The 21,128-nt window shown below is 67.3% G+C and carries 17 protein-coding genes and 2 pseudogenes; 8 read left to right on the plus strand and 11 right to left on the minus strand.

The genetic code is table 11. The features are described from left to right. Positions 1–26: 26 nt before the first annotated feature. From lspA to murJ, 4 genes are all read right to left on the minus strand, one after another. Entirely contained in the window at positions 27–524 is a 498-nt protein-coding gene (gene lspA, locus N792_RS02775; protein WP_036192576.1) for a signal peptidase II, read from the minus strand. Beyond that, positions 524–3,337, minus strand: coding sequence for an isoleucine--tRNA ligase (ileS, locus tag N792_RS02780; RefSeq protein ID WP_052103446.1), 2,814 nt, complete (start codon positions 3,335–3,337; stop codon positions 524–526). The genes lspA and ileS overlap by 1 nt, the downstream gene beginning before the upstream one ends. A gap of 62 nt (positions 3,338–3,399) precedes the next feature. After that, positions 3,400–4,365 (minus strand): bifunctional riboflavin kinase/FAD synthetase, encoded by a 966-nt coding sequence (locus N792_RS02785; protein ID WP_036192578.1) that lies wholly within the window; start codon positions 4,363–4,365, stop codon positions 3,400–3,402. Between the two features lie 231 nt (positions 4,366–4,596). Then, positions 4,597–6,183, minus strand: coding sequence for a murein biosynthesis integral membrane protein MurJ (gene murJ / locus N792_RS02790; RefSeq protein ID WP_224743922.1), 1,587 nt, complete (start codon positions 6,181–6,183; stop codon positions 4,597–4,599). Between the two features lie 173 nt (positions 6,184–6,356). Here murJ and rpsT point away from each other — a divergent pair, with 173 nt between their 5' ends. Then, positions 6,357–6,626 carry a 30S ribosomal protein S20 gene (rpsT, locus tag N792_RS02795; RefSeq protein ID WP_036192580.1) on the plus strand — a complete coding sequence of 90 codons (270 nt, stop codon included), beginning with the start codon at positions 6,357–6,359 and terminating at the stop codon, positions 6,624–6,626. Between the two features lie 375 nt (positions 6,627–7,001). On the opposite strand, the gene cgtA is transcribed toward rpsT, so the two are convergent. The 3 genes from cgtA to rplU all read right to left on the minus strand — a co-directional run bounded on the left by cgtA (position 7,002) and on the right by rplU (position 8,856). Further along, complete coding sequence (cgtA, locus tag N792_RS02800; RefSeq protein ID WP_052103351.1) at positions 7,002–8,135, minus strand: Obg family GTPase CgtA; 1,134 nt, start codon at positions 8,133–8,135, stop codon at positions 7,002–7,004. 127 nt (positions 8,136–8,262) lie between these two features. Beyond that, positions 8,263–8,520: a 50S ribosomal protein L27 gene (gene rpmA, locus N792_RS02805; protein ID WP_036192581.1), complete on the minus strand. Its 258-nt coding sequence runs from the start codon at positions 8,518–8,520 to the stop codon at positions 8,263–8,265. A 12-nt stretch (positions 8,521–8,532) separates the two neighbouring features. After that, positions 8,533–8,856: a 50S ribosomal protein L21 gene (rplU, locus tag N792_RS02810; RefSeq protein WP_036192582.1), complete on the minus strand. Its 324-nt coding sequence runs from the start codon at positions 8,854–8,856 to the stop codon at positions 8,533–8,535. 390 nt (positions 8,857–9,246) lie between these two features. Between rplU and uvrA the strand changes: the two are divergent. Next, positions 9,247–12,163 (plus strand): annotated as a pseudogene (gene uvrA, locus N792_RS02815) (excinuclease ABC subunit UvrA); the annotation flags it as partial. Positions 12,164–12,476: 313 nt separating this feature from the next. After that, the gene (locus N792_RS02820; protein WP_052103353.1) at positions 12,477–12,926 is read left to right on the plus strand and encodes an acyl-CoA thioesterase; all 450 of its coding nucleotides are present in this window, start codon (positions 12,477–12,479) and stop codon (positions 12,924–12,926) included. A gap of 25 nt (positions 12,927–12,951) precedes the next feature. On the opposite strand, the gene N792_RS02825 is transcribed toward N792_RS02820, so the two are convergent. Beyond that, complete coding sequence (locus N792_RS02825) at positions 12,952–13,398, minus strand: copper chaperone PCu(A)C (RefSeq protein ID WP_036192583.1); 447 nt, start codon at positions 13,396–13,398, stop codon at positions 12,952–12,954. Positions 13,399–13,436: 38 nt separating this feature from the next. On the opposite strand from N792_RS02825, the gene N792_RS02830 reads away from it, so the two are divergent. Both N792_RS02830 and N792_RS02835 read left to right on the plus strand, forming a co-directional pair. Then, a complete protein-coding gene (locus N792_RS02830; protein ID WP_191150508.1) occupies positions 13,437–14,993 on the plus strand; it encodes a DUF4139 domain-containing protein in 1,557 nt (518 codons plus the stop codon). Beyond that, positions 14,990–15,793 (plus strand): enoyl-CoA hydratase/isomerase family protein, encoded by an 804-nt coding sequence (locus tag N792_RS02835; RefSeq protein ID WP_224743921.1) that lies wholly within the window; start codon positions 14,990–14,992, stop codon positions 15,791–15,793. Before N792_RS02830 ends, N792_RS02835 begins: the two co-directional genes overlap by 4 nt. Positions 15,794–16,166: 373 nt before the next feature. On the opposite strand, the gene N792_RS02840 is transcribed toward N792_RS02835, so the two are convergent. From N792_RS02840 to N792_RS02850, 3 genes and pseudogenes are all read right to left on the minus strand, one after another. Further along, a complete protein-coding gene (locus N792_RS02840; protein WP_036192894.1) occupies positions 16,167–17,030 on the minus strand; it encodes a sulfurtransferase in 864 nt (287 codons plus the stop codon). A gap of 95 nt (positions 17,031–17,125) precedes the next feature. Continuing rightward, a pseudogene (locus tag N792_RS02845) lies at positions 17,126–17,946 on the minus strand (CoA pyrophosphatase). A 259-nt stretch (positions 17,947–18,205) separates the two neighbouring features. Then, positions 18,206–18,895 (minus strand): FKBP-type peptidyl-prolyl cis-trans isomerase N-terminal domain-containing protein, encoded by a 690-nt coding sequence (locus N792_RS02850; protein WP_036192586.1) that lies wholly within the window; start codon positions 18,893–18,895, stop codon positions 18,206–18,208. 194 nt (positions 18,896–19,089) lie between these two features. Between N792_RS02850 and N792_RS02855 the strand changes: the two genes are divergently transcribed. The 3 genes from N792_RS02855 to nth are packed head-to-tail and all read left to right on the plus strand — an operon-like array spanning position 19,090 to position 21,021. Further along, a complete protein-coding gene (locus N792_RS02855) occupies positions 19,090–19,884 on the plus strand; it encodes an enoyl-CoA hydratase/isomerase family protein (protein ID WP_036192587.1) in 795 nt (264 codons plus the stop codon). Positions 19,885–19,888: 4 nt separating this feature from the next. After that, the gene (locus N792_RS13670) at positions 19,889–20,338 is read left to right on the plus strand and encodes a hypothetical protein (protein WP_232219992.1); all 450 of its coding nucleotides are present in this window, start codon (positions 19,889–19,891) and stop codon (positions 20,336–20,338) included. Continuing rightward, positions 20,335–21,021, plus strand: a complete 687-nt coding sequence (gene nth / locus N792_RS02865) for an endonuclease III (protein WP_255516764.1) — start codon at positions 20,335–20,337, stop codon at positions 21,019–21,021. The genes N792_RS13670 and nth overlap by 4 nt, the downstream gene beginning before the upstream one ends. Positions 21,022–21,128: the final 107 nt, after the last annotated feature.

Here is a 21,128-nt window from a genome sequence, read left to right on the forward strand (position 1 = left end):
CGGCGATTTTACGCTGTAACCGCGCCTCAGGCCTTCTTGTCCGCGTGACCGCCCAGCAGCCCGAACAGGGCGATGCCGATCGCGCCGCCGACGATGGCCGCGTCGGCAATGTTGAACGCGGGCCAGTACCAGTCCTGCCAGTGCCACTGGATGAAGTCGACGACATGGCCGTGGATGAGGCGGTCAATGACATTGCCGACCGCACCGCCGATCACCAGCGCATACGGCAGCGCGGTTTTCCAGTCGCCGCGCGCCGTCCGGGTCAACCAGTAAGCGAGCAGACCGCAGATGCCCGCCGCGAGTACCACGAAGAAGTACTTCTGCCAGCCGCCGGCGTCGCTGAGGAAGCTGAAGGCCGCACCGGTGTTGTAGGTGCGGTACCAGTTCCAGACGCCCTCGATGACCGGGATGGCGGTGTATTCGGGCAATGCGGTCAGCACCCAGTATTTGCTCCACTGGTCGAGGACGATGACGAGCGCCGACAAGGCCAGCCAGACAAGCGCATTGGGTTTGACCGGACGCATCAGAACCACTTCCGGTGTTCGCCGTTGCCGTCGACGTTATCGACACATCGCCCGCACAGGGTCGGATGGGCGGCGTGGGTACCGACATCGGCGCGGTGGTGCCAGCAGCGGCCGCACTTGGGCTTGGTCGAAGGCTCGGCGATAACCTCCATCTCGGCCAGCTTGTCGTCGGCCACCATGCGCACGTCGCCGCTGATGAACAGGAAGCGCAACTCGTCGATGAACGGCGCCAGCCAGTTCTGGTCGGCGACGCCGCAGCGCAGGCCGATCTCGGCGTCCAGCGCAGCGCCGATCCTGCCTTCGGCGCGCATCGGTTCGAGCACCTTGCTGACCTGCTCGCGCAGGGCCAGCAGGCGCTTGAAGTCCGCCGCCGACAGCGGCGCGTCATCGGGCAACGGCGCCAGGCCGTCGTACCAGGTCGTGAACAGCACGTTGCCGGCGCGCGGGCCGTCCGCGGTGACCGGCGGCAGGTGCTCCCACATTTCCTCGGCGGTGAAGCTCAGGATCGGCGCGATCCAGCGCACGAAGGCCTCGGCGATGCGGTACATCGCGCTCTGCGCCGAGCGCCGGCCGGGCGAGTCCTCGCGCATCGTGTACAGGCGGTCCTTGGTGACATCCAGATACAGCGAACCCAAGTCGACGCTGCAGAAATTGGCGAGGATCTGCACAATCTCGGGAAAGTCATAGTCCTCGCAGGCCTCGATGATGCGGCCCTGCAACTCGTGCGCGCGGTGCACGATCCAGCGGTCCAGCTCGACCATTCCGTCGATCGGCAGCAGGTCCGTGGCCGGGTCGAAACCGTGCAGGTTGGCAAGCAGGAACCGCGCGGTGTTGCGGATGCGGCGGTAGCCGTCGCCGCTGCGTTTCAGGATCTCGTCGGACACCGCCATCTCGTTGCTGTAGTCGGCGGAGGCGATCCACAGCCGCAGCACGTCGGCGCCCATCGCGTCGATGACCTTCTGCGGCGAGACCACGTTGCCGACCGACTTGGACATCTTGCGACCGGCCGAATCGACCGTGAACCCGTGCGTCAGCACCTGCTTGAATGGCGCGACACCGTCCATCGCCACCGCGGTCAGCAGCGACGACTGGAACCAGCCGCGATGCTGGTCGGAGCCTTCCAGGTACAGGTCGGCCGGCTTGCGCAGACCGTCCTGCGGACGCTTTGCCAGCACGCAGTCGTGGCTGACGCCGGAGTCGAACCAGACATCCAGGATGTCGGTGACCTTCTCGTAGTCACCGGCCTCGTCGCCCAGCAGCGTGGCGGAATCCAGCGCGTACCAGGCATCGATGCCGTCGACCTCGACCAGCGCCGCCACCTCGTTCATCAGCGCGACCGAGCGCGGGTGCAGCTCGCCGGTGATGCGGTGGGTGAACAGCGCGATCGGCACGCCCCAGGTGCGCTGGCGGCTGATGCCCCAGTCCGGCCGGCCCTCGACCATGCCGCCGATGCGTGCCTGGCCCCACTCCGGGAACCACTTCACTTCATCGATCGCGGCCAGCGCATCGCGGCGCAGGTGGGCCTGATCCATCGAGATGAACCATTGCGGCGTGGCCCGGAACGCAACCGGGGTCTTGTGCCGCCAGCAATGCGGGTAGCTGTGGTTGAGGCGGGCCAGCGCGAGCAGCGAGCCGTTGCCCTGCAGCGCCTCGACGATCAGGTCGTTCGCCTTCCAGATGTGCACGCCTTCCAGCGCCACACCTTCGACCGGCGGAGTTCCCGGCAGGTACACGCCACGACCATCGACCGGCGTGAGCTGGCCGTCTTCGTAGCGATCCAGCAGGCCGTAGTGGCGCGCGACCGCGAAGTCCTCCTGGCCGTGGCCGGGCGCGGTGTGGACGGCGCCGGTGCCGTCCTCGTCGGAGACGTGTTCGCCGAGCAGCAGCGGAATCTCGCGGTCGCTGTAGAACGGGTGGCGGGTGAGCAGGTTCTCCAACGCCGCACCCTTGGCATGGCCGTGGATCACGACCTCCTCGATGCCGTAGCGGGCCAGCGAGCGGGCGGCCAGCACTTCAGCCAGCACCAGCCAGCGGCGACCGCCGTCCTTCGTCTTCGGGCCTTCGACCAGCACATAGTCGAGGTCCGCGCCCAGGCTGATCGCGACGCTGGCGGGCAGCGTCCACGGGGTGGTGGTCCAGATCGGCACCGCGATCTCGACGCCGTCGTCCAGCGCAACGCCGAACGCACTGGCGAGCTCGCTTGCCGAGGTCACCGGATAGGCCACGTCGACCGCCGGCGAGACCTTGTCGGCGTATTCGATCTCCGCCTCGGCCAGCGCCGAGCCGCAATCGAAGCACCAGTGCACCGGCTTGGCGCCGCGCAGCAGGTGGCCGCGGTCGATGATCTTCGCCAGCGCGCGCAGCATGTCCGCCTCGTAGCGAGGATTCATCGTCAGGTAGGGATTTTCCCAGTCGCCGATCACGCCCAGTCGCTTGAAGTCCGCGCGCTGCAGGTCGACCTGCTCGGCGGCGTATTCGCGGCACTTCTGGCGGAATCCGGCGGCATCCAGCTTGACGCCGACCTTGCCGTACTTCTTCTCGATCGCGATCTCGATCGGCAGGCCGTGGCAATCCCAGCCCGGCACGTAGGGCGCGTCGAAGCCGGACAGCAGCTTCGACTTCACCGCCATGTCCTTGAGCACCTTGTTGACCGCGTGGCCGATGTGGATCACGCCGTTGGCGTACGGCGGTCCATCGTGCAGCACGAAGCTGCGCTCACGGTCCTTCACCTTGTCGCGGATACGGGCGTAGAGGCCGTCCTTCTCCCAGCGCGCGAGCGTGACCGGTTCGCGCCTGGGCAGATCACCGCGCATCGGGAAATCCGTCGATGGCAGGTTCAGGGTGGACTTGTAGGGATTGGGGGCTTTGGAATCGCTCACGCAGTGACTCGCGGTTGGGGTTGCATCAGGAGTGCGCGTGCCTGGGCGGCATCGCAGTGCATCTGCGCGGTGAGGGCCGGCAGGTCATCGAACATTTCCTCGTCGCGCAACTTGGCGACGAACTCGATCTCGATCCGCCGACCGTACAGGTCGCCGTCGAAATCGAACAGGTGGGCTTCCAGCAGCGGCTCGGTGCCGTCCACGGTCGGCCGGGTACCGAGGCTGGAGACCGAGGCCCAGGGCGTTTCGCCGATACCGTGAACGCGCGTGGCGTAGATGCCCGACAGCGGCGGCGTCTTGCCGGCGAAGCGCAGGTTCGCGGTCGGAAAACCGAGCGTGCGGCCCAGCTGGGCTCCACGCACCACCCGCCCGCCGATGGCATACGGCCGCCCCAACAAGCGCGTGGCCGTTGCGAAATCGCCCGCCTGCAACGCGGCACGGATGCGGGTACTGGAGACGCGCTCGCCGTCCAGCAGTACCGGCTCGATGGCGGTGGCGACAAAATCGTGAGGGCGCGCGGTTCCGTCAGCGCCCATCTGCTGCAGCAACGCCAGATCGCCGCCACGACCCTTGCCGAACTGGAATCCGGGCCCGACCCAGACTTCACGCGCGTCCAGCAGCCGGACCAGCACCTGGCGGACGAAGTCCTCCGCGCTCATCGATGCCATCTTCGCCTTGAACCGCAGCAGCCCGACCTGGTCGATGCCAAGGCAGAACAGGCCTTCCGCCTTGGCGCGCGGCGACAACAGCCGGGGCGGCGGCGCGCCACGGGCGAACAACTCGCGCGGGAGCGGCTCGAAGCTCAATGCCACCGCCGGAAGGTCAAGCGCGTGCGCCCGGGCGACAGCCCGCTTCACCAGCGCCCGATGCCCCAGATGCAGGCCATCGAACGCACCGATACAGACCACACTCCCGTGTGGACATCGGGCCTCGCCATCGATATCCCTGAACAGCCTGCTCATCGTCGCGAAGTATAGCCGGGCCGCCGGTTCAGCCCGTAGATACCGTTCGGCCTCGAAAGTCGTGGCGGTGCAGGGAGCTGATCTACGCTTCAGACTCGCAGTCTCAGGGCGCAAGCAGTCTCTCCCTGCACCGATCCGAGTGCCCCCGGATCACCAGCCCATTGCTGGTGGGTTGAAGATACAAGGGCGCAATAAGCAAAGCGCATTGCGCCGCCGGGTCGACGCCGGCGCTTACTGCCTCAAATGCCGCGGCCTCAACCCGGCGGCGATCAGGACGACGCCGTAGGCGACCGCGCCGGCGGCGATCACGCCCAACAACCATGCCCAGCGCCACAAGCCGGTCATCACCGACCAGTCGCCGATCCACCCGCGCAGGACGATCACCACCACCGCCATCGCGACCAGACCCAGCGCGATCCGCAACAGCCAGCGCCCCCAGCCCGGCTGCGCCTGGTAGATGCCGTCGCGCCTCAGGTAGCGCCACAGCAACGCTGCATTGAGGATGCCGGCGATCGCGGTGGCGCCGGCAATCCCGGCATGCGCGAACGGCACGTCCAGCCACCACAACGGGGTCACGATGACGACCGTCAGCAGCACATTGGCGACCACGGTGATGATCGCCGCGCGCATCGGCGTGCGGGTGTCCTGGCGTGAATAGAACGCCGGCAGCAACACCTTGCTCAGCATGAATGCCGGAATGCCGACGCTCATCGCGGTCAGCGCGTAGCCCACCATCCGGGTGTCGTCCGGGGTGAACTTGCCGTAGCGGAACAGCGACGCCGTCAGAGGCTCGGCCAACAAGGCCAGACCCAGCGCCGCCGGCAGACCGACCAGCAGCACCATCCGCAAGCCCCAGTCGAGCGATCGCGAGTAGCCACCCGCGTCCTTGTCGGCATGCAGGCGCGACAGCTGCGGCAGGATCACTGTGCCGATCGCCACCCCGAAGAGGCCCAGCGGCAGCTCGGTCAGCCGGTCCGAGTAGTACAGCCACGACTGCGCGGCAGGCACCAGCAGCGACGCGAACACGGTGCCGACCAGCAGGTTCACCTGCGATACCGACGAGGAGAAGATCGTCGGCAGCATCAGCTTCATCACCCGCCGCACGCCCTCGTGGCGCAGGTTGAACTTGAACCGCGTGCGCAGGCCCAGCCGGGACATCGCCGGCCACAGCACCAGCATCTGCAGGATGCCGGCCAGCAACACGCCCCAGGCCAGCGCCTTCTCCGGCACGTCCAGATAACCGGCCAGGAACAGCATCGCGCCGATCATCGCCAGGTTGTGCAGCACCGGTGTCAGCGCCGGCAGGCCGAACTGCTTGAAGCTGTTGAGCACCGAGCCGGCCAGGGCGGTCATCGAGATGAACACCAGATACGGAAAGGTGACCCGCAGCATCTGCGCGGTCAGCGGCACCAGCTCGGATTCGGACTGGTCGGCGAACGCGAGGAACAACCGCGCGACCCACGGCGCGGCCAGGATGCCCAGCCCGCTGACCACCACGACCACCGCCAGCAAGGCGCCGGCGACATGGTCGAGAAAGTCCTGCAACGCCTTCTCGTCGCCCTTCTGCTTCAGCTCCGACAGCAGTGGCACGAACGCCGAGGAGAACGAGCCTTCGGCGAAGATCCGGCGCAGGTAGTTGGGGATGCGGTAGGCGACCACGAACGCGCTGACCGCCGGGCCCGCGCCGAACAGGGTGGCCTGCAGCCAGTCGCGCAGGTAGCCGGCAATGCGCGAGATGAAGGTCATCACGCTGAAAACGGCAGTGGAGCGCAGCATGCCTCCCTGGCGACGGGCGCGGCCCGGCTCGCGAACGCTCAAGGACGGCTCCCGGAATGACCGCGGCACCCGTGCGCGGCGACTGGCCCCGAACCCGGGGCCTTGACAGCTTCATTGTTGACGCAAGCCACTGAATCGCCCATACTTTCCTGTCTGATTTTCCGCCGTATCATATTTTCTTCTTCCAGCTCCAATCAATTTTCCAGGAATACGCCGTGGCAAACATCAAGTCCGCCAAGAAGCGCGCCAAGCAGACCGTCGTGCGCAACGCCCGCAACGCGAGCCAGCGCTCGATGCTGCGCACCTCCGTGAAGAAGGTGCTCAAGGCACTCGGCGAGAACGACGCCGCCAGCGCCGAGGCCGCCTTCAAGGTTGCCCAGCCCATCCTCGACCGGTTCAGCTCGCGTGGCCTGATCCACAAGAACAAGGCTGCCCGCCACAAGAGCCGCCTGACCGCCCGCATCAAGGCGCTCAAGGCTGCCTGACAATCCTGCGACACCGGCCGCCGTCGCTTCGGCGATGGCTCCCGGGACGGCAGGTGCGACAGCAGAAAAAACCCGGCTCCGGCCGGGTTTTTTCGTGGGCGATGAATGAGCGACAGCGATGCGAGTGCCACGACCCCGGGCGCGTGGACGTGGTGCGGCCGTAACCGTGACCGCGACTTCGATTGTGGCTGTGGCTGTGGCTGTAATTGTAGGAGCGACGTAAGTCGCGATCGGGAGCGACGGCCTGATCGGACCGACTTCCGATCGCGACTTGCCTCGCTCCGGCGGCGAGCGGTCATCGCCGCAGCGAAAATGCCCCCGGATCCCGTGGACATGAGGCCACGAATTTCAGCCAACACCCGGGAGCGTCGGGCTTCAGCCAGCATCGTGGCCGGCATCGTCCGTCCGGTCCTGCTCGGCGGCACGCAAGGCACGAGCTGATGCCGCTTCCGCCTCGGCCGCCGCTTCGTTCTCGGCCTCGAGCGCTTCGGCTTTCTGGCGGTCGAAGAACGCCATGATGTCGAGCATGATCGGCCAGGTGCCCTCGCGGCCGATGGCCGAAACCAGGTACCAGCGATCCTTCCAGCCCAGCTCTTCGACGATCGCCTTGACGGTCGCCTCGCGCTCTTCCTCCAGCAGCAGGTCGGCCTTGTTGAACACCAGCCAGCGGGGCTTTTCCAGCAACTCCGGATCGTGCTTTTCAAGCTCGCGCTCGATTGCCCGCACCTGCTCGGCCGGACCGACCTCCACCCCGCCCTCCATCGGCGCGACATCCACCAGATGCAGCAACAGGCGGGTGCGCTGCAGGTGACGCAGGAACTGCGCACCGAGGCCCGCGCCATCGGCCGCGCCCTCGATCAGGCCCGGGATGTCGGCGATCACGAAGCTGCGGTACTGCTCGACCTTGACCACGCCCAGGTTCGGATACAGCGTGGTGAACGGGTAGTCGGCGACCTTCGGCGTCGCTGCCGAGACCGCGCGGATCAGGGTGCTCTTGCCTGCATTCGGGAAGCCCAGCAGGCCCACGTCCGCGAGCAGCTTGAGCTCCAGCTTGAGCACCCGCTCCTCGCCCGGCAGACCCGGCAGTGCCTTGCGCGGGGCACGGTTGACCGAGCTCTTGAAATGCATGTTGCCCAGCCCACCCTGCCCGCCCTTGGCGACCAGCAGGCGGTCGCCGTGGTTGACCATGTCGCCGATCACCTCATCGGTCTCGACGTTGACCACCACGGTGCCGACCGGCACGGTGATGATCGTGTCCTCGCCGGCCTTGCCGTACATCTGCCGGCCCATGCCGTTCTCGCCGCGGCGGGCGCGGAAATGGCGCTGGTGACGGAAGTCGACCAGCGTGTTGAGGTTCTCGTCGGCCACCAGCCAGACGCTGCCGCCGTTGCCGCCATCGCCGCCGTCGGGGCCGCCGAGCGGGATGAACTTCTCACGGCGGAAACCGACGCAGCCGTTGCCGCCGTCGCCTGCGGAGACCTGGATTTCGGCTTCGTCGACCAGCTTCATGGAAAACCTCGATGGATAAGTGGCATGTTCTGCCCCGGGCATTGTGCCCGGGAAATGAAAAGCCCCGCCGGGGCGGGGCCTTTGCAACGTGCGTACCGGATCAGGCTCGAGGCCCGACCCGCAGCGATCACTCGCTGACGACGCTGACGGTGCGGCGCTTCTTCAGGCCCTTGGTCGAGAACTCGACCTTGCCGTCAATCAGCGCAAACAGGGTGTGGTCACGGCCCAGACCGACGCCCGGACCCGGATGGAACTGGGTGCCGCGCTGGCGGATGATGATGTTGCCGGCGTCGATCGCCTGGCCGCCATACATCTTGACGCCGAGGTATTTCGGGTTGGAGTCGCGGCCGTTACGGGTCGAGCCTCCGGACTTTTTATGTGCCATGGCTGCTGCTCCTTACTTGCTGTCGCCACCGGCAATGCCGGTGATCTCGATTTCGGTGTAATGCTGACGGTGGCCCATCTGCTTGCGGTGGTGCTTGCGGCGACGGAACTTGATGATGCGGATCTTGTCCGCACGGCCGTGGCCAATCACCTTCGCGCTGACGGTGGCACCCTTGAGCGCGTCGCCGAGCGTGGTCTCGCCCTCGCCATTGCCCAGCATCAGGATGTTGTCGAACTTGATCTCGCTGCCGGCTTCGGCTTCGAGCAGCTCCACGCGCAGGGTCTCGCCCTGCATGACGCGGTATTGCTTGCCGCCAGTGACTACTACTGCGTACATGACCGTCTTCCTCTGTAGTTATTTTTGGTCGCTGCCGTGCCATCGAGGGCAGACAGAAGCGGAATTGTAATGGCTTCAGTGGCTTGCGGCAACTCTTCCCAGGATGTCCGCGGATGTAGAGCGGCTTCAGCCGCGACCCGCACATCTCTCCCGGGATCGAACCGCTTCGCGTATGCACTGACATCCGGTTTCGCCGTGCCCCTGTGGTTGGCGATCGCCGCGCGGCGTGGAGATGATGGGTGGCCGCACGACAGCTACGGCTGAACGGGGTACCGACGACGGAACGCGTACGCTTCCATTCTCGCGATTTGCCCCCATTTCCTGCACTCGATACGCTCGTCTGTTTGCCGCCGCAGCTCGACGGCCCTCCCCCTATTCACAGGCTCTTCGATGGCGATGGAATTCATCAGCATCCGCGGTGCGCGGACGCACAACCTCAAGAACATCGATCTCGACCTGCCGCGCGACAAGCTGATCGTGATCACCGGCCTGTCGGGTTCGGGCAAGTCCTCGCTCGCGTTCGACACCATCTACGCGGAAGGACAGCGCCGCTATGTCGAGTCGCTGTCGGCCTACGCGCGACAGTTCCTGTCGGTGATGGAAAAGCCCGACGTCGACCATATCGAGGGGCTGAGTCCGGCGATCTCGATCGAGCAGAAATCGACCTCGCACAACCCGCGCTCCACCGTCGGCACGATCACCGAAATCTACGACTACCTGCGCCTGCTGTATGCGCGCGTCGGCACGCCGCGCTGCCCCGACCACGGGTATCCGCTGGAAGCGCAGACGGTCAGCCAGATGGTCGACCAGGTGATTGCGCTGGCCAGCGACCCGGCCACCGCCGAGCAGCGCTACATGCTGCTGGCGCCGGTGATCCGCGAGCGCAAGGGCGAGCATGCGCAGGTGTTCGAGCAGCTGCGCGCGCAGGGCTATGTGCGCGTGCGCGTCGACGGCGAGCTGTACGAGATCGACGCGGTGCCACCGCTGGCGCTGCGGGCCAAGCACACCATCGAGGCGGTGATCGACCGCTTCCGCCCGCGCGAGGACCTCAAGCAGCGCCTCGCCGAATCCTTCGAAACCGCGCTCAAACTCGGCGACGGCATGGCGCAGGTGATGTCGCTGGATGATCCGAAAGCCGCACCGCAGCTATTCTCTTCCAAGTACAGCTGCCCGGTCTGCGACTACTCGTTGCAGGAGCTGGAGCCGCGGCTGTTCTCGTTCAACTCGCCGACCGGCGCCTGCCCCACCTGCGACGGCCTGGGCATGGCGGAGTACTTCGATCCGGCGCGGGTCGTGGTGCACCCCGAACTCGCTCTGGCAGCCGGAGCGGTGCGCGGCTGGGACCGCCGCAACGCGTATTACTTCCAGCTGATCCAGTCGCTGGGCAAGCACTACGGTTTCGACGTCAACACGCCGTGGAACCAGTTGCCGGAAGAAGTGCGCCAGGCGGTGCTGTTCGGCAGCGGCGACGAGGTCATCGCGTTCTCCTACCTCAGCGAAGGCGGCACCCGACACCAACGCAAGCACCGCTTCGAGGGCATCGTCCCGAACCTGGAGCGGCGCTACAAGGAAACCGAATCGGCCGCGGTGCGCGACGAACTGGCGAAGTACATCAGCGAGCGCGCCTGCATCGATTGCGGCGGCCAGCGCCTGAACCGCGCCGCGCGCAACGTGTTCGTCGACGGCCACCCGCTGCCGGACATCGTGGTGCTGCCGATCGACGAGGCGCTGGCGTTCTTCAAGAAACTCCACCTGGCGGGCTGGCGCGGCGAGATCGCGGGCAAGATCGTCAAGGAAATCGGCGACCGGCTGAAGTTCCTGGTCGATGTCGGCCTCGACTACCTGACCTTGGAGCGCAAGGCCGACTCGCTGTCCGGCGGCGAGGCCCAGCGCATCCGCCTGGCCTCGCAGATCGGCGCCGGCCTGGTCGGGGTGATGTACGTGCTCGACGAGCCGTCCATCGGCCTGCACCAGCGCGACAACGAGCGCCTGCTCGGCACCCTCACCCGCCTGCGCGACCTGGGCAATACGGTGATCGTGGTCGAGCACGACGAGGACGCGATCCGCCTCGCCGACCACATCGTCGACATCGGCCCCGGCGCCGGCGTGCATGGCGGCGAAGTGGTGGCACAGGGCAGGTTCGAGGACATCCTGGCCGCACCGCGCTCGCTGACCGGCCAGTACCTCAGCGGCAAGAAACGCATCGAGGTGCCCGCCAAGCGGCACGCGCCCAACCTCGACATGACCCTGCACCTGCGCGGCGCGACCGGGAACAACCTGAAAGACGTCGACCTGTCGATTCCCGCCGGCCTGCTGACCTGCATCACCGGCGTGTCCGGCTCGGGCAAATCGACCCTGATCAACGCCACCCTGTACGAACTGGCTGCCAACGAACTCAACGGCGCCTCGCGCACGGTCGCGCCGTACCGCTCGATCGAGAACATGGACCTGTTCGACAAGGTGGTCGAGATCAACCAGTCGCCGATCGGACGCACACCGCGCTCCAACCCGGCCACCTACACCGGCCTGTTCACGCCGTTGCGCGAGCTGTACGCACAGGTGCCCGAGGCCCGCGCACGCGGTTATGCGCCTGGACGCTTCAGCTTCAACGTGCGTGGCGGGCGCTGCGAGGCCTGCCAGGGCGATGGGCTGATCAAGGTCGAGATGCACTTCCTGCCGGACGTGTACGTGCCCTGCGATGTCTGCGGCGGCAAGCGCTACAACCGCGAGACGCTGGAGATCCTCTACAAGGGCTACAGCATCAGCGACGTGCTGGACATGACCGTGGAGGACGCACTGGAGCTGTTCGACGCGATCCCGTCGATCGCGCGCAAACTCGAGACCCTGATCGACGTCGGCCTGAGCTACATCAAGCTGGGACAGTCCGCGACCACCCTGTCGGGCGGCGAGGCCCAGCGGGTGAAACTGTCCAAGGAACTGTCGCGTCGCGACACCGGCCAGACGCTGTACATCCTCGACGAGCCGACCACCGGCCTGCACTTCCACGACATCGAGGCGTTGCTGGCAGTACTGCACCGCCTGCGCGACGACGGCAACACGGTGGTGGTGATCGAGCACAACCTGGACGTGATCAAGACCGCCGACTGGATCGTCGACCTCGGCCCCGAGGGCGGCCATCGCGGCGGCACCATCCTCGCCAGCGGCACGCCCGAACACATCGCCTCGCTGGAGCATTCCTACACCGGACGCTTTCTTGCGCCGATGCTGGAACGCTCGCGGGCGCACGACCAGGCAGCCCGGACCACTCCCGGTACCGCAGCGACCGCCCGCAAGACAGCCAAGAAGAAGACCGCCGCATGAGCGACACCGACAAGCCGAAAACGGCCACACCACGCAAGCCACGCAAGCGAGTCACGAAGCCGGTCGATGGGAACGGATTGCTGAACAGCTCCGCGAACGACACACCCGACCCGCACGAACCGGGCAAGCCTGCACCGTCGAAGAAGGTGCAGGCTTCCTCCGAGCCGAACGAGACCTCATCCCCAGGGGGCGCGCCGGAAGTCGCGCCCCACGCGTCAGAAACCCGTCACTCGGCCAAACGCGGCAAACGCAAGCCGGCGGTAACCAACGCCTCCGGCAAGTCCGCCACCGCCCCGGCAATGACCTCGACGAAGCCCCAGGCAACGCCTGCGACCGATCCGGCGCAACGGGATCTGATCCGTGTACCCATGCCCGTGCGCTGGCGTGACCTGGACGCGTTCAACCACGTCAACAACTCCAAGTACCTGAGCTATCTGGAAGAGGCGCGCCTGCAGTGGATGCTCGGCGTGCCCGGCCAGGGCATGGACGACCACGTCGCGCCGGTGGTCGCGGCCGCGCAGCTCAACTACCGCCGCCCGATCACCTGGCCCGCGGAGGTGATGATCGAGTTGTTTGTCGAGCGGCTGGGCAACAGCAGCCTGACCGTCGGCCACCGCATCGTCGATGCACAGGACGCCGACGTGCTGTTTTGCGACGGCCACGTGGTGCTGGTGTGGATCGACCGCGACAGCGGCGCATCCGCGCCGCTGCCTGCGACCGTGCGCGAGGCCTGCCGGGAATCCGCGTAACCCGGCCCGGATCCGGCCGGGCGGCTTACCCGCCGGGCTTGCGTACCTCGAACTGGCCCTGCAGCACGCCGCCGCCCTTCAGCTCGAAGTCGATCCCGACCTTGTCGCCCGCCTGCAGCTCCGCACGGGGCTGCATCAGCATCAGATGCAGGCCGCCTGGCGCCAGGGTGGCGCTGGTCCCCGGGGCGATCACCAGTTCCGGCATCGCGCGCATCCGGCTGACACCATCGACGATGCGGGTCTCGTGGATCGACACGTCGGCAAACGCGGGGCTGCTCGCCGCGACGATCGTGACGGCCTCTGCACAATCGTTCCGGATCGTGCCGAACCCGGCCAGCATCGGCATCGACACCGGCGGCAGGCGCAACCAGCCGCCGGTCACGACCGGCTTGCAGTCGGCGGCGGAGGCCGGCGTTGCAACGAAAGTTGCGGCGAGCAAAACGACGGCGAGCAAAACGCGCAATGTGTTCATGCGCTTATGATACCGGCAGGTCGAAATTGGAGTTCGAGATGCGCCACAGCCTGTCATTGCTTGCCGTCGCCTGCGTACTTGCCGCGTGCTCGAACGGACCCGGACCCGATGCCACCCAGCCCCCTCCGGTCGCCAAGCCGGCCGCCGCGCCGGACACCAGCAAGGCAACGGATGACGCTGGCGTCACCCGGCTGACCATCTACAGCGGCGATTACGACGCGCTGGCCCGCGAAGAAAGTGCCCGTGCCGGCATGCCCGGTTATGCGCTGGTCGAACGTCCCCTGCACTACACGCTCAAGGCAGGCCCGAATGCGGTCGCCGCCACCAGCGTGCCGCCGGCAATGGACGTGGAAGCGGCCACCCTGCGCGCCCTGTCGCCCGGCGTCACCCTGGAGTCCCAGCGCTACGTCGCCCCGCTGTCGGGTACCGCGGACGTGATCGCGCGGGTGCTCGGCCAGCGCATCGTCGTGGAGCACACGGCAGGCAACGCCAAACAGACCGACGCCGGGATCCTGCTTGCCGCCAGTGACGGTCTTACGCTCGCCCTGGGCGACGGACGGATCAAGGTCATCCGCGACTACGACAATTTCAGCATGGTCGACGGCAGCAAGCTGGTGCCGCAACAGGCCGAACTGCGCTGGACGGTGAACGCCAACGACGCAGGCGATGCCAACTTCCTGCTCAGCTACCCGATGGGCGGCATGGCGTGGCGCGCCGAGTACCTGGCGACCCTGGCCAAAGGTGCCGGCGAGGAGTGCAAGCTGGCACTGGATGGCGCCGCGCTGGTGGTCAATCGCGCCGGCGTGGGCTTTGGCGATGCACGGCTGACCCTGGTGGCGGGAGAGCCGAGGCGCGCGCCGCTGCAGAAGGGCTACCAGCTCCGCAACCAGTTCGCGGCCGACTCCGTCGCGGCTGCCGCGCCACCGATGTCGGCCACGCGCCAGTCCGGCGAATACCACGCCTACGAACTGCCCGGCACGATCGCGATCAGCAATGGCGCCACCGAGCGCGTGCCCCTGTTCGCCCGGCGCGAGGCGATCGACTGCCAGCGCACCTACGTGGTGGACGCCGGCGCGCCGCAATGGCCGACGCCGCAACCGAACATCGACCCGGGTTATCGCGGCCAGACCGGCCCGCTGCCGGTCACGGCGACGGTCTCGATCAGCAATGTGGCCGATGCCGGACTCGGCCAGCCCTTGCCGGCAGGGCGCGTGAGGGTGTTCGACGGCAACGACTTCCTCGGCGAGTCCACCCTGCCGCATACGCCGGCCGGCGCGGATATCCGGCTCGCCGTCGGCAAGGCGTTCGACCTGCGGGCGGACCGCGAAACCACCGCCTTCCGCGTCGACCGCACGGGCCGCACGATCACCGAATCGTTCGCCATCACCCTCGGCAACGCGAAGGACACCGACACCACGATCCGGGTGGTGGAAGCGATGCCGCGCTGGAGTGACTGGGACATCACCGGCAGCAGTGTCGAGCCGGAAAAGAAGGATGCCAGCCACGTCGAATTCGACGTCCCGGTGGCCGCCAACAGCGAGGTCAAGCTGACCTATACCGTGCGTTACCGCTGGACCGAGGGCGTGAGTCCATGAGCCCGGCTCCCATGAGTCATGTCGAGACCATCCGGCACGGCGACATCGTCGAACTGAAGCTTGCCCGCCCACCGGTCAACGCCCTCGATCCGGCGCTGTGCCGCGACCTGCGCCACGCACTGGAGGCCGCGCTGGTCGGCGACGCCCGCGGCATTGTCCTGTCCGGCGCGCCGAAGATCTTTTCCGCCGGTCTGGATGTGCCCTACCTGCTCGGACTGGGCGACGACCGAGAAGCACTGACCGCCGCATGGCAGGCCTTCTTCGGCGTCGCCCGTGCACTGGCCGCGTGCCCGGTGCCGGTCGTGGCGGCCCTGACCGGCCATGCCCCCGCCGGCGGCTGCGTGTACGCGCTGTGCTGCGACTACCGGATCATGGCCGCCGGCGATTTCCGCATCGGCCTCAACGAAACCCAGGTCGGCCTGGTCGCTCCCGAAGGCATCCAGCGCCTGATGCGGCGCGTGGTCGGCCCGCACCGCGCCGAACGGATGCTGGTGGCAGGCGAGATGGTCGACGCCGCCCGCGCCCTGCAGATCGGCCTGGTGGACGAACTGGTCGACGCCGGCGCGGTCGACGGCCCGACCCACGATCCCGATGCGGTCAGCCGGCGTGCGCGCGAATGGCTGCAGACCCTGCTGGTGCTGCCGCCCGAAGCCATGCGCCACACCCGCCAGATCGCGCGGGCCGCGGTGATCGAAGCACTGCAGCCCGAGCACATCGACCTGGAGCGGTTCGTCAACGCATGGATGGAGCCCGGCACGCAGGCGGCATTGCACGCACTGGTTGCCAGGTTGAAGAAGTAACGCGCAGGCACGGCGGCCAACGATCACCGCTGTCCGACGAAGTATCCATGATGTCGGGCCTGCTACAACGATCGCACGATGTCTCCTTCGGTCACCCGACTGGACTTCCTCCAGCCGTAGGAGCGAGGTCAGTCGCGACCGGTTCATCAATGCCGGGCTGATGGGTGGTCACCGCTATCGTGACTGGCCGATGCAGGAGGCAAGGCCGGGGAAGCCACGGCGCGTACTGGCCGGTTCCGGCGGGGAATACGCAGGCATGGGAGCCTCAACGCAGGCGTGGCTCTGCGCGTTCGCGACTGACGTCGCTCCTACGACCGGAGGGTCCCCAGTTGGACAAAAATCGGGGTCGCGGCGATCAGGTTGGCGGCAAATCCTACCGGCTTTCACCCTTGGCAACCGGACGCTCAGGATGCTCGATCCAGCCGCTCCACGATCCGGTGAACAGCTTTGCGCCGGGAAGTCCGGCGTGCTCCATCGCGAGCAGGTGGTGGCAGGCGGTGACGCCGGAGCCGCACATCACCACCACGTCCTGCGGCATGCGGTCGCCGAGCAAGCCGGTGAACTCGGCGGCCAACTCCGCGGCCGGCTTGAAATGCCCATCGCGCAGGTTCGCGCTGTAGGGACGATTGACTGCTCCCGGCACATGGCCGGCGACCTTGTCGATCGGCTCCACGTCGCCACGAAAGCGCTCCGGCGCGCGCGCGTCGATCAGCATGCCGCCCTTGGCCAGATGCGCCTGCACCTGCGAGGCATCCAGCAGACGGCCGCGGTCGAACTGGGCGACGTAGCGCGTCGGCCCTACCTCGGGCAGGCCGGACTCGGCCGGCAATCCCTGCGCAGTCCAGGCCGACCAGCCGCCGTCGAGCACGGCCACGTCACCATGGCCGAGTGCGCGCAGCAGGAACCAGACGCGCGCCGCCGACAACGCGCCTTCGCCGGCGTCGTACACCACGATCTGGTCGGTCGGGCGGATGCCCCACGCGCCCAGCCGTGCAGTGAAATCCGCGGCGTCGGGCCACGGATGGCGACCACCGGTTTGGTGATGGTCGGACAGGTCACGATCCAGGTCCGCAAAGCGCGCGCCCGGCACGTGCGCCTGCCGGTACGCCGCTTCGCAGCCGGCCGGATCGGCCAGCGAGGAGCGCGCATCGAGCACGACGAGATCTTCCCGACCCAGCGCCGCCGACAACGCGTCGGCCGACACCAGCGTCTGCCATCTCTCCGTCGAAGCCGTCATATGGCCGGCTGGCGATGGATCGGCTTGATCCACACCCGGCACCGCAGTATCCGACGGCGATTCGCCATGCATCACGTGTTGCACTGGGTGCTTGCTCATTTCACGCTCTCCAGCCGCTGCCGCAGGTTCAACAGGATAGACGCCGTGGCCCCCCAGATCCGTTGCACGGGATAGCGGTATTCGTGGATCGGGCGCATGCGCCCGCGATAGGCGACCTGCAGTTCAAGCAGATTGGCCGGATCCAGCAGGTAGTCGAGCGGCACCTCGAACACCTCGGCCACCTCGCGCGGATCGGGGTGGATCACGTGTGCGGGATCGATCACCGCCACCACCGGCAGCACCCGGAAGCCGGTGATGGTCAGCAGCGGATCCAGCAGGCCCAGCGGCGTGATCTGGTCGGCGAACACGCCGATCTCCTCGCCGGTCTCGCGGATCGCGGCGGCAATCGCGTTTTCGTCCTGCGGGTCCACCCGCCCACCGGGGAAAGCGACCTGGCCCCCGTGCTGGCGCAGCGTATCGGTGCGACGGGTCAGGATGACCTGGGTCGCCTGCGGCCTTGGCACCAGGCCGACCAGCACCGCCGCGTCATCCTGTCTGGCCAAGGGCGGCACCAGGTCGGCAAGCTCTCTCCGGTTCCAGCCCTGCCCCGCGGGCGGCGCGTCCAACGGATGCAGCGCACGGCCCAGACGGGCCGCCTCATGCAAGCGTTCGATCAGGGCTGGACCGTTCATCCCTGCGCCTCTTCCCGCAGCGGCAGCACGTCCTCCATCAGGCGCAGGCGCTCGCCGTCGCCCATCTGCGACCAGCGGGCGATCTCATCGCCGGTGCGGTAACAGCCTTCGCATAGACCGCGCTCATCCAGGCAGCACACCCCGGTGCAGGGAGTGAGGATGGGGGCGAGGAAGGGCGTGTTCATGTCGGCAACTCACATGTCTGGGATTGCCCGGCAGCTTTCCGGCAGAACGGTCACGGGCACAAAGAGGATCGGGATGATCCTGAAGTATGGGCACCCAAGGCGGCTTTCGACCATCGAAGCGGCCGGCACGTAGTAGCTGCTCCACAAAAAAATTACGCCGCGCCAGCCGGCCACAAAAAAGTTGCGCCGGACTAGCCGGCGCACAAACAAGTTGCGCCGGGCAAGCCGGCGCAACGGATACCGCGATTCACAAATCCGCTTACTTGACGCTGACCAGCTTGATCTCGAACTGCACGGCCATGTTCGGCGGGACGCCGGTACGCGGATCGGCGCCGTAGGCCTTGTCCGACGGCAGGGTGATTTCCCACTTCGAGCCGGCCGGCATCTGCTGCAACGCTTCGCGCATCGCGGGCATCTCGACCTCGCTGAGCTTGATCTCAGGCATGTCACGCGCCTGCGCGGCTTCGCCCTGCGGACGCTGACCCCATGGGAACGGACCGGCAACCTGCAGGCTCACGCTGCTGGCGGCCGTCGGCTTGGCACCCTTGCCGACTTCGATCACGCGGTACTGCACGCCGCTGGGCAGCGACTGCACGCCAGGCTTGGCCTTGTTCTGGGCGATGAAGGCATCGCTGCGGGTCTTGTTCTCTGCCGCTGCGGAATCCCAAGCGGCCTTGGCCTTGGCCTGCTGGCGCTTCTGCATGTTCTCCACGGCAGTGCGCAGCTGGTCGACGGGAACCGAAGGATCCTTCTTCGCGTAACCGTCCTGCAGACCCTTGGTGATGGTGGCGACGTCAAGCGCCTCGCCGCTTTCAGCGGCGTTGCGACCAAGGTCATACCCCAGCGCGTAGCTCAGCTTGCCTTTTTCGGACGAGGTGTCCTGGGCGAAGGCTTGGCCCGCGGTCAGGGTCAGGGCGGCAACGGCGACCGCAATCAAACGCAACTTCATTCGGTAAAACCTCCGGTGATGGCGCGAAGCGGCGACACCGCCCCGTTGGGATGTCCGTATCGGGCAACAGCCCCGAATGGACGCGCTAGGATAACGGCGGCAGGGCTTAACCGCCACTGACGACCAGACTGAGACAGCACGGGGGTTTGCAAGTTCCCTGCGCACCTTCCAACGCCCCAACGGATGCCCCCTCCATGCCAGAAACGCCCCACTCCGCCGCCGTCACCACCACCGACCACGGCGCCGTGCGCGTCATCACCGTCAACCGCCCCGACAAGTTGAATGCGCTCAATGCTGCGACTCTGGATGCACTGCAGGCGGCGTTCGATGCGGCGGCCGCGGATGCCGGAGTGCGCTGCGTGGTGCTGACCGGTGCCGGCAGCAAGGCATTCGTCGCCGGCGCGGACATCAGCGAGATGAACACCCTGACGCCGGTGCAGGGCCGCGATTTCTCGCTGCGCGGACAGCGCCTGATGCGGCGCGTGGAGAAGATGCCCAAGCCGGTGATCGCGATGATCAATGGCTTCGCCCTGGGTGGCGGGTTGGAACTGGCGATGTGCTGCCACCTGCGCGTCGCCGCCGACAGCGCCAGGGTCGGCCAGCCCGAGGTCAACCTCGGCCTCATTCCGGGCTTCGGCGGCACCCAGCGGCTGCTGCGGCTGGCCGGCCGGGCGGCGACGCTGGAGTTGTGCCTGCTCGGCGCGCCGATCGACGCGGCGCGGGCGCGCGAACTGGGCATCGTCAACCGGGTGGTCGCCGCCGGTGAACTGCAGGCCGAGACGATGAAGCTGGCCGCGCAACTGGCCGCCTCGGCCCCGCTGGCGCTGCGCGGGGTGATCGACTGCGTCAATGTCGGCGGCGAATGCGGCATCGAGGAAGGACTGGAGTACGAGACCGCCCAGTTCGGGCTGATGTTTTCCACCGACGACATGCGCGAGGGCACCGATGCCTTCCTGGAACGCCGCAAGCCGGCATTCAACGGCCGCTGAGGCCTTGGCGGCTGCCGATTCTTGCAGCTGCGGCTGCATCGACCCGCATGGCGCGGGCGTGCATGCCTTGTGCATCGCGCTGGCCAATGGCGATGTGGACCGCGCGCTCGCACTCGGCCTGCTGAAAGCGATGCCCTGCCCCGCCTGCAGCGTCGAGTGCCAGGTCGCGCTGGTGCAGGCCCGGGTCGAGCGCAAGCACGCGTTGGCTGCACGCGAGCGCTACCGGGCCCGCAATGCACGCCTGCAACGGCGGCACGACGAACGTGCGACGCGACGCGGGGTTACGACGAGCCGGCCGGAAGACCCGACGGCGGGCCCGCCCACGAACCCGCCGGCTCCCGACCCGACCAACCGGACACCACGCCCGGCCTTGCCCGCCGCGGTCGCGGCGGCGCTGGCGCGGGCCAAGGCGAAAGCCGCCGCGACACCACCCCCTGCAGGACCGGAATCTTGAGTACCCGTCCCGTCCGCAAGCGCAGCCCGCGTTCGCACTTGAGCAAGGCCGAGATCGAGGAGATGTTCGCGCGCCTGCACCAGCTCAACCCGCACCCGACCACCGAGCTGGAATTCAGCTCGCCGTATGAACTGCTGGTGGCGGTGACGCTGTCGGCGCAGGCCACCGATGTCGGCGTCAACAAGGCGACCCGCAAGCTGTTTCCGGTCGCCAACACGCCGGCGCAGATCGCCGCGCTCGGGGTCGAGGGACTGAAGCCGTACATCGCCACCATCGGCCTGTACAACACCAAGGCCGCCAACGTGGTGGCGATGGCACAGCTGCTGCTGGAACGCCATGGCGGCGACGTGCCACACGACCGCGCTGCGCTGGAAGCACTGCCGGGCGTGGGCCGCAAGACCGCCAATGTGGTGCTGAACACAGCCTTCGGCGAGCCGACGATGGCGGTCGACACCCACATCTTCCGGGTGGCCAACCGCACCGGCCTGGCGCCGGGCAAGAACGTGCGCGAGGTGGAGGACCTGCTGGTGCGGGTGATTCCCGACCACTTCCTGCACGACGCCCACCACTGGCTGATCCTGCACGGCCGCTACGTCTGCAAGGCGCGCACGCCGGACTGCCCGCACTGCGTGATCCGCGACATCTGCCGTTACAAGGACAAGACGCCCGGCGAGCCCGGCTGAAGCGACGATGCAGGCGTGGTCCTGCAGGTTCGTGGCTGATCGGCGGAGGCATGCCTCCGCCATTCCCCCCAACGCGGTGGACGTGGCTTTCAGCCTTGCGTAGGAGC

Origin of the sequence: Lysobacter concretionis Ko07 = DSM 16239, assembly GCF_000768345.1 — a bacterium.
Taxonomy (GTDB): domain Bacteria; phylum Pseudomonadota; class Gammaproteobacteria; order Xanthomonadales; family Xanthomonadaceae; genus Novilysobacter; species Novilysobacter concretionis.

Excerpts from the sequence above, each read along its gene's own strand:
- lspA (WP_036192576.1), bottom strand. The coding sequence starts at position 524 with ATGCGTCCGGTCAAACCCAATGCGCTTGTCTGGCTGGCCTTGTCGGCG.
- ileS (WP_052103446.1), bottom strand. The coding sequence starts at position 3,337 with ATGCGCGGTGATCTGCCCAGGCGCGAACCGGTCACGCTCGCGCGCTGG.
- N792_RS02785 (WP_036192578.1), bottom strand. The coding sequence starts at position 4,365 with ATGAGCAGGCTGTTCAGGGATATCGATGGCGAGGCCCGATGTCCACAC.
- cgtA (WP_052103351.1), bottom strand. The coding sequence starts at position 8,135 with ATGAAGCTGGTCGACGAAGCCGAAATCCAGGTCTCCGCAGGCGACGGC.
- rpmA (WP_036192581.1), bottom strand. The coding sequence starts at position 8,520 with ATGGCACATAAAAAGTCCGGAGGCTCGACCCGTAACGGCCGCGACTCC.
- rplU (WP_036192582.1), bottom strand. The coding sequence starts at position 8,856 with ATGTACGCAGTAGTAGTCACTGGCGGCAAGCAATACCGCGTCATGCAG.
- N792_RS02820 (WP_052103353.1), top strand. The coding sequence starts at position 12,477 with ATGACCTCGACGAAGCCCCAGGCAACGCCTGCGACCGATCCGGCGCAA.
- N792_RS02825 (WP_036192583.1), bottom strand. The coding sequence starts at position 13,398 with ATGAACACATTGCGCGTTTTGCTCGCCGTCGTTTTGCTCGCCGCAACT.
- N792_RS02830 (WP_191150508.1), top strand. The coding sequence starts at position 13,437 with ATGCGCCACAGCCTGTCATTGCTTGCCGTCGCCTGCGTACTTGCCGCG.
- N792_RS02835 (WP_224743921.1), top strand. The coding sequence starts at position 14,990 with ATGAGCCCGGCTCCCATGAGTCATGTCGAGACCATCCGGCACGGCGAC.
- N792_RS02840 (WP_036192894.1), bottom strand. The coding sequence starts at position 17,030 with ATGACGGCTTCGACGGAGAGATGGCAGACGCTGGTGTCGGCCGACGCG.
- N792_RS02850 (WP_036192586.1), bottom strand. The coding sequence starts at position 18,895 with ATGAAGTTGCGTTTGATTGCGGTCGCCGTTGCCGCCCTGACCCTGACC.
- N792_RS02855 (WP_036192587.1), top strand. The coding sequence starts at position 19,090 with ATGCCAGAAACGCCCCACTCCGCCGCCGTCACCACCACCGACCACGGC.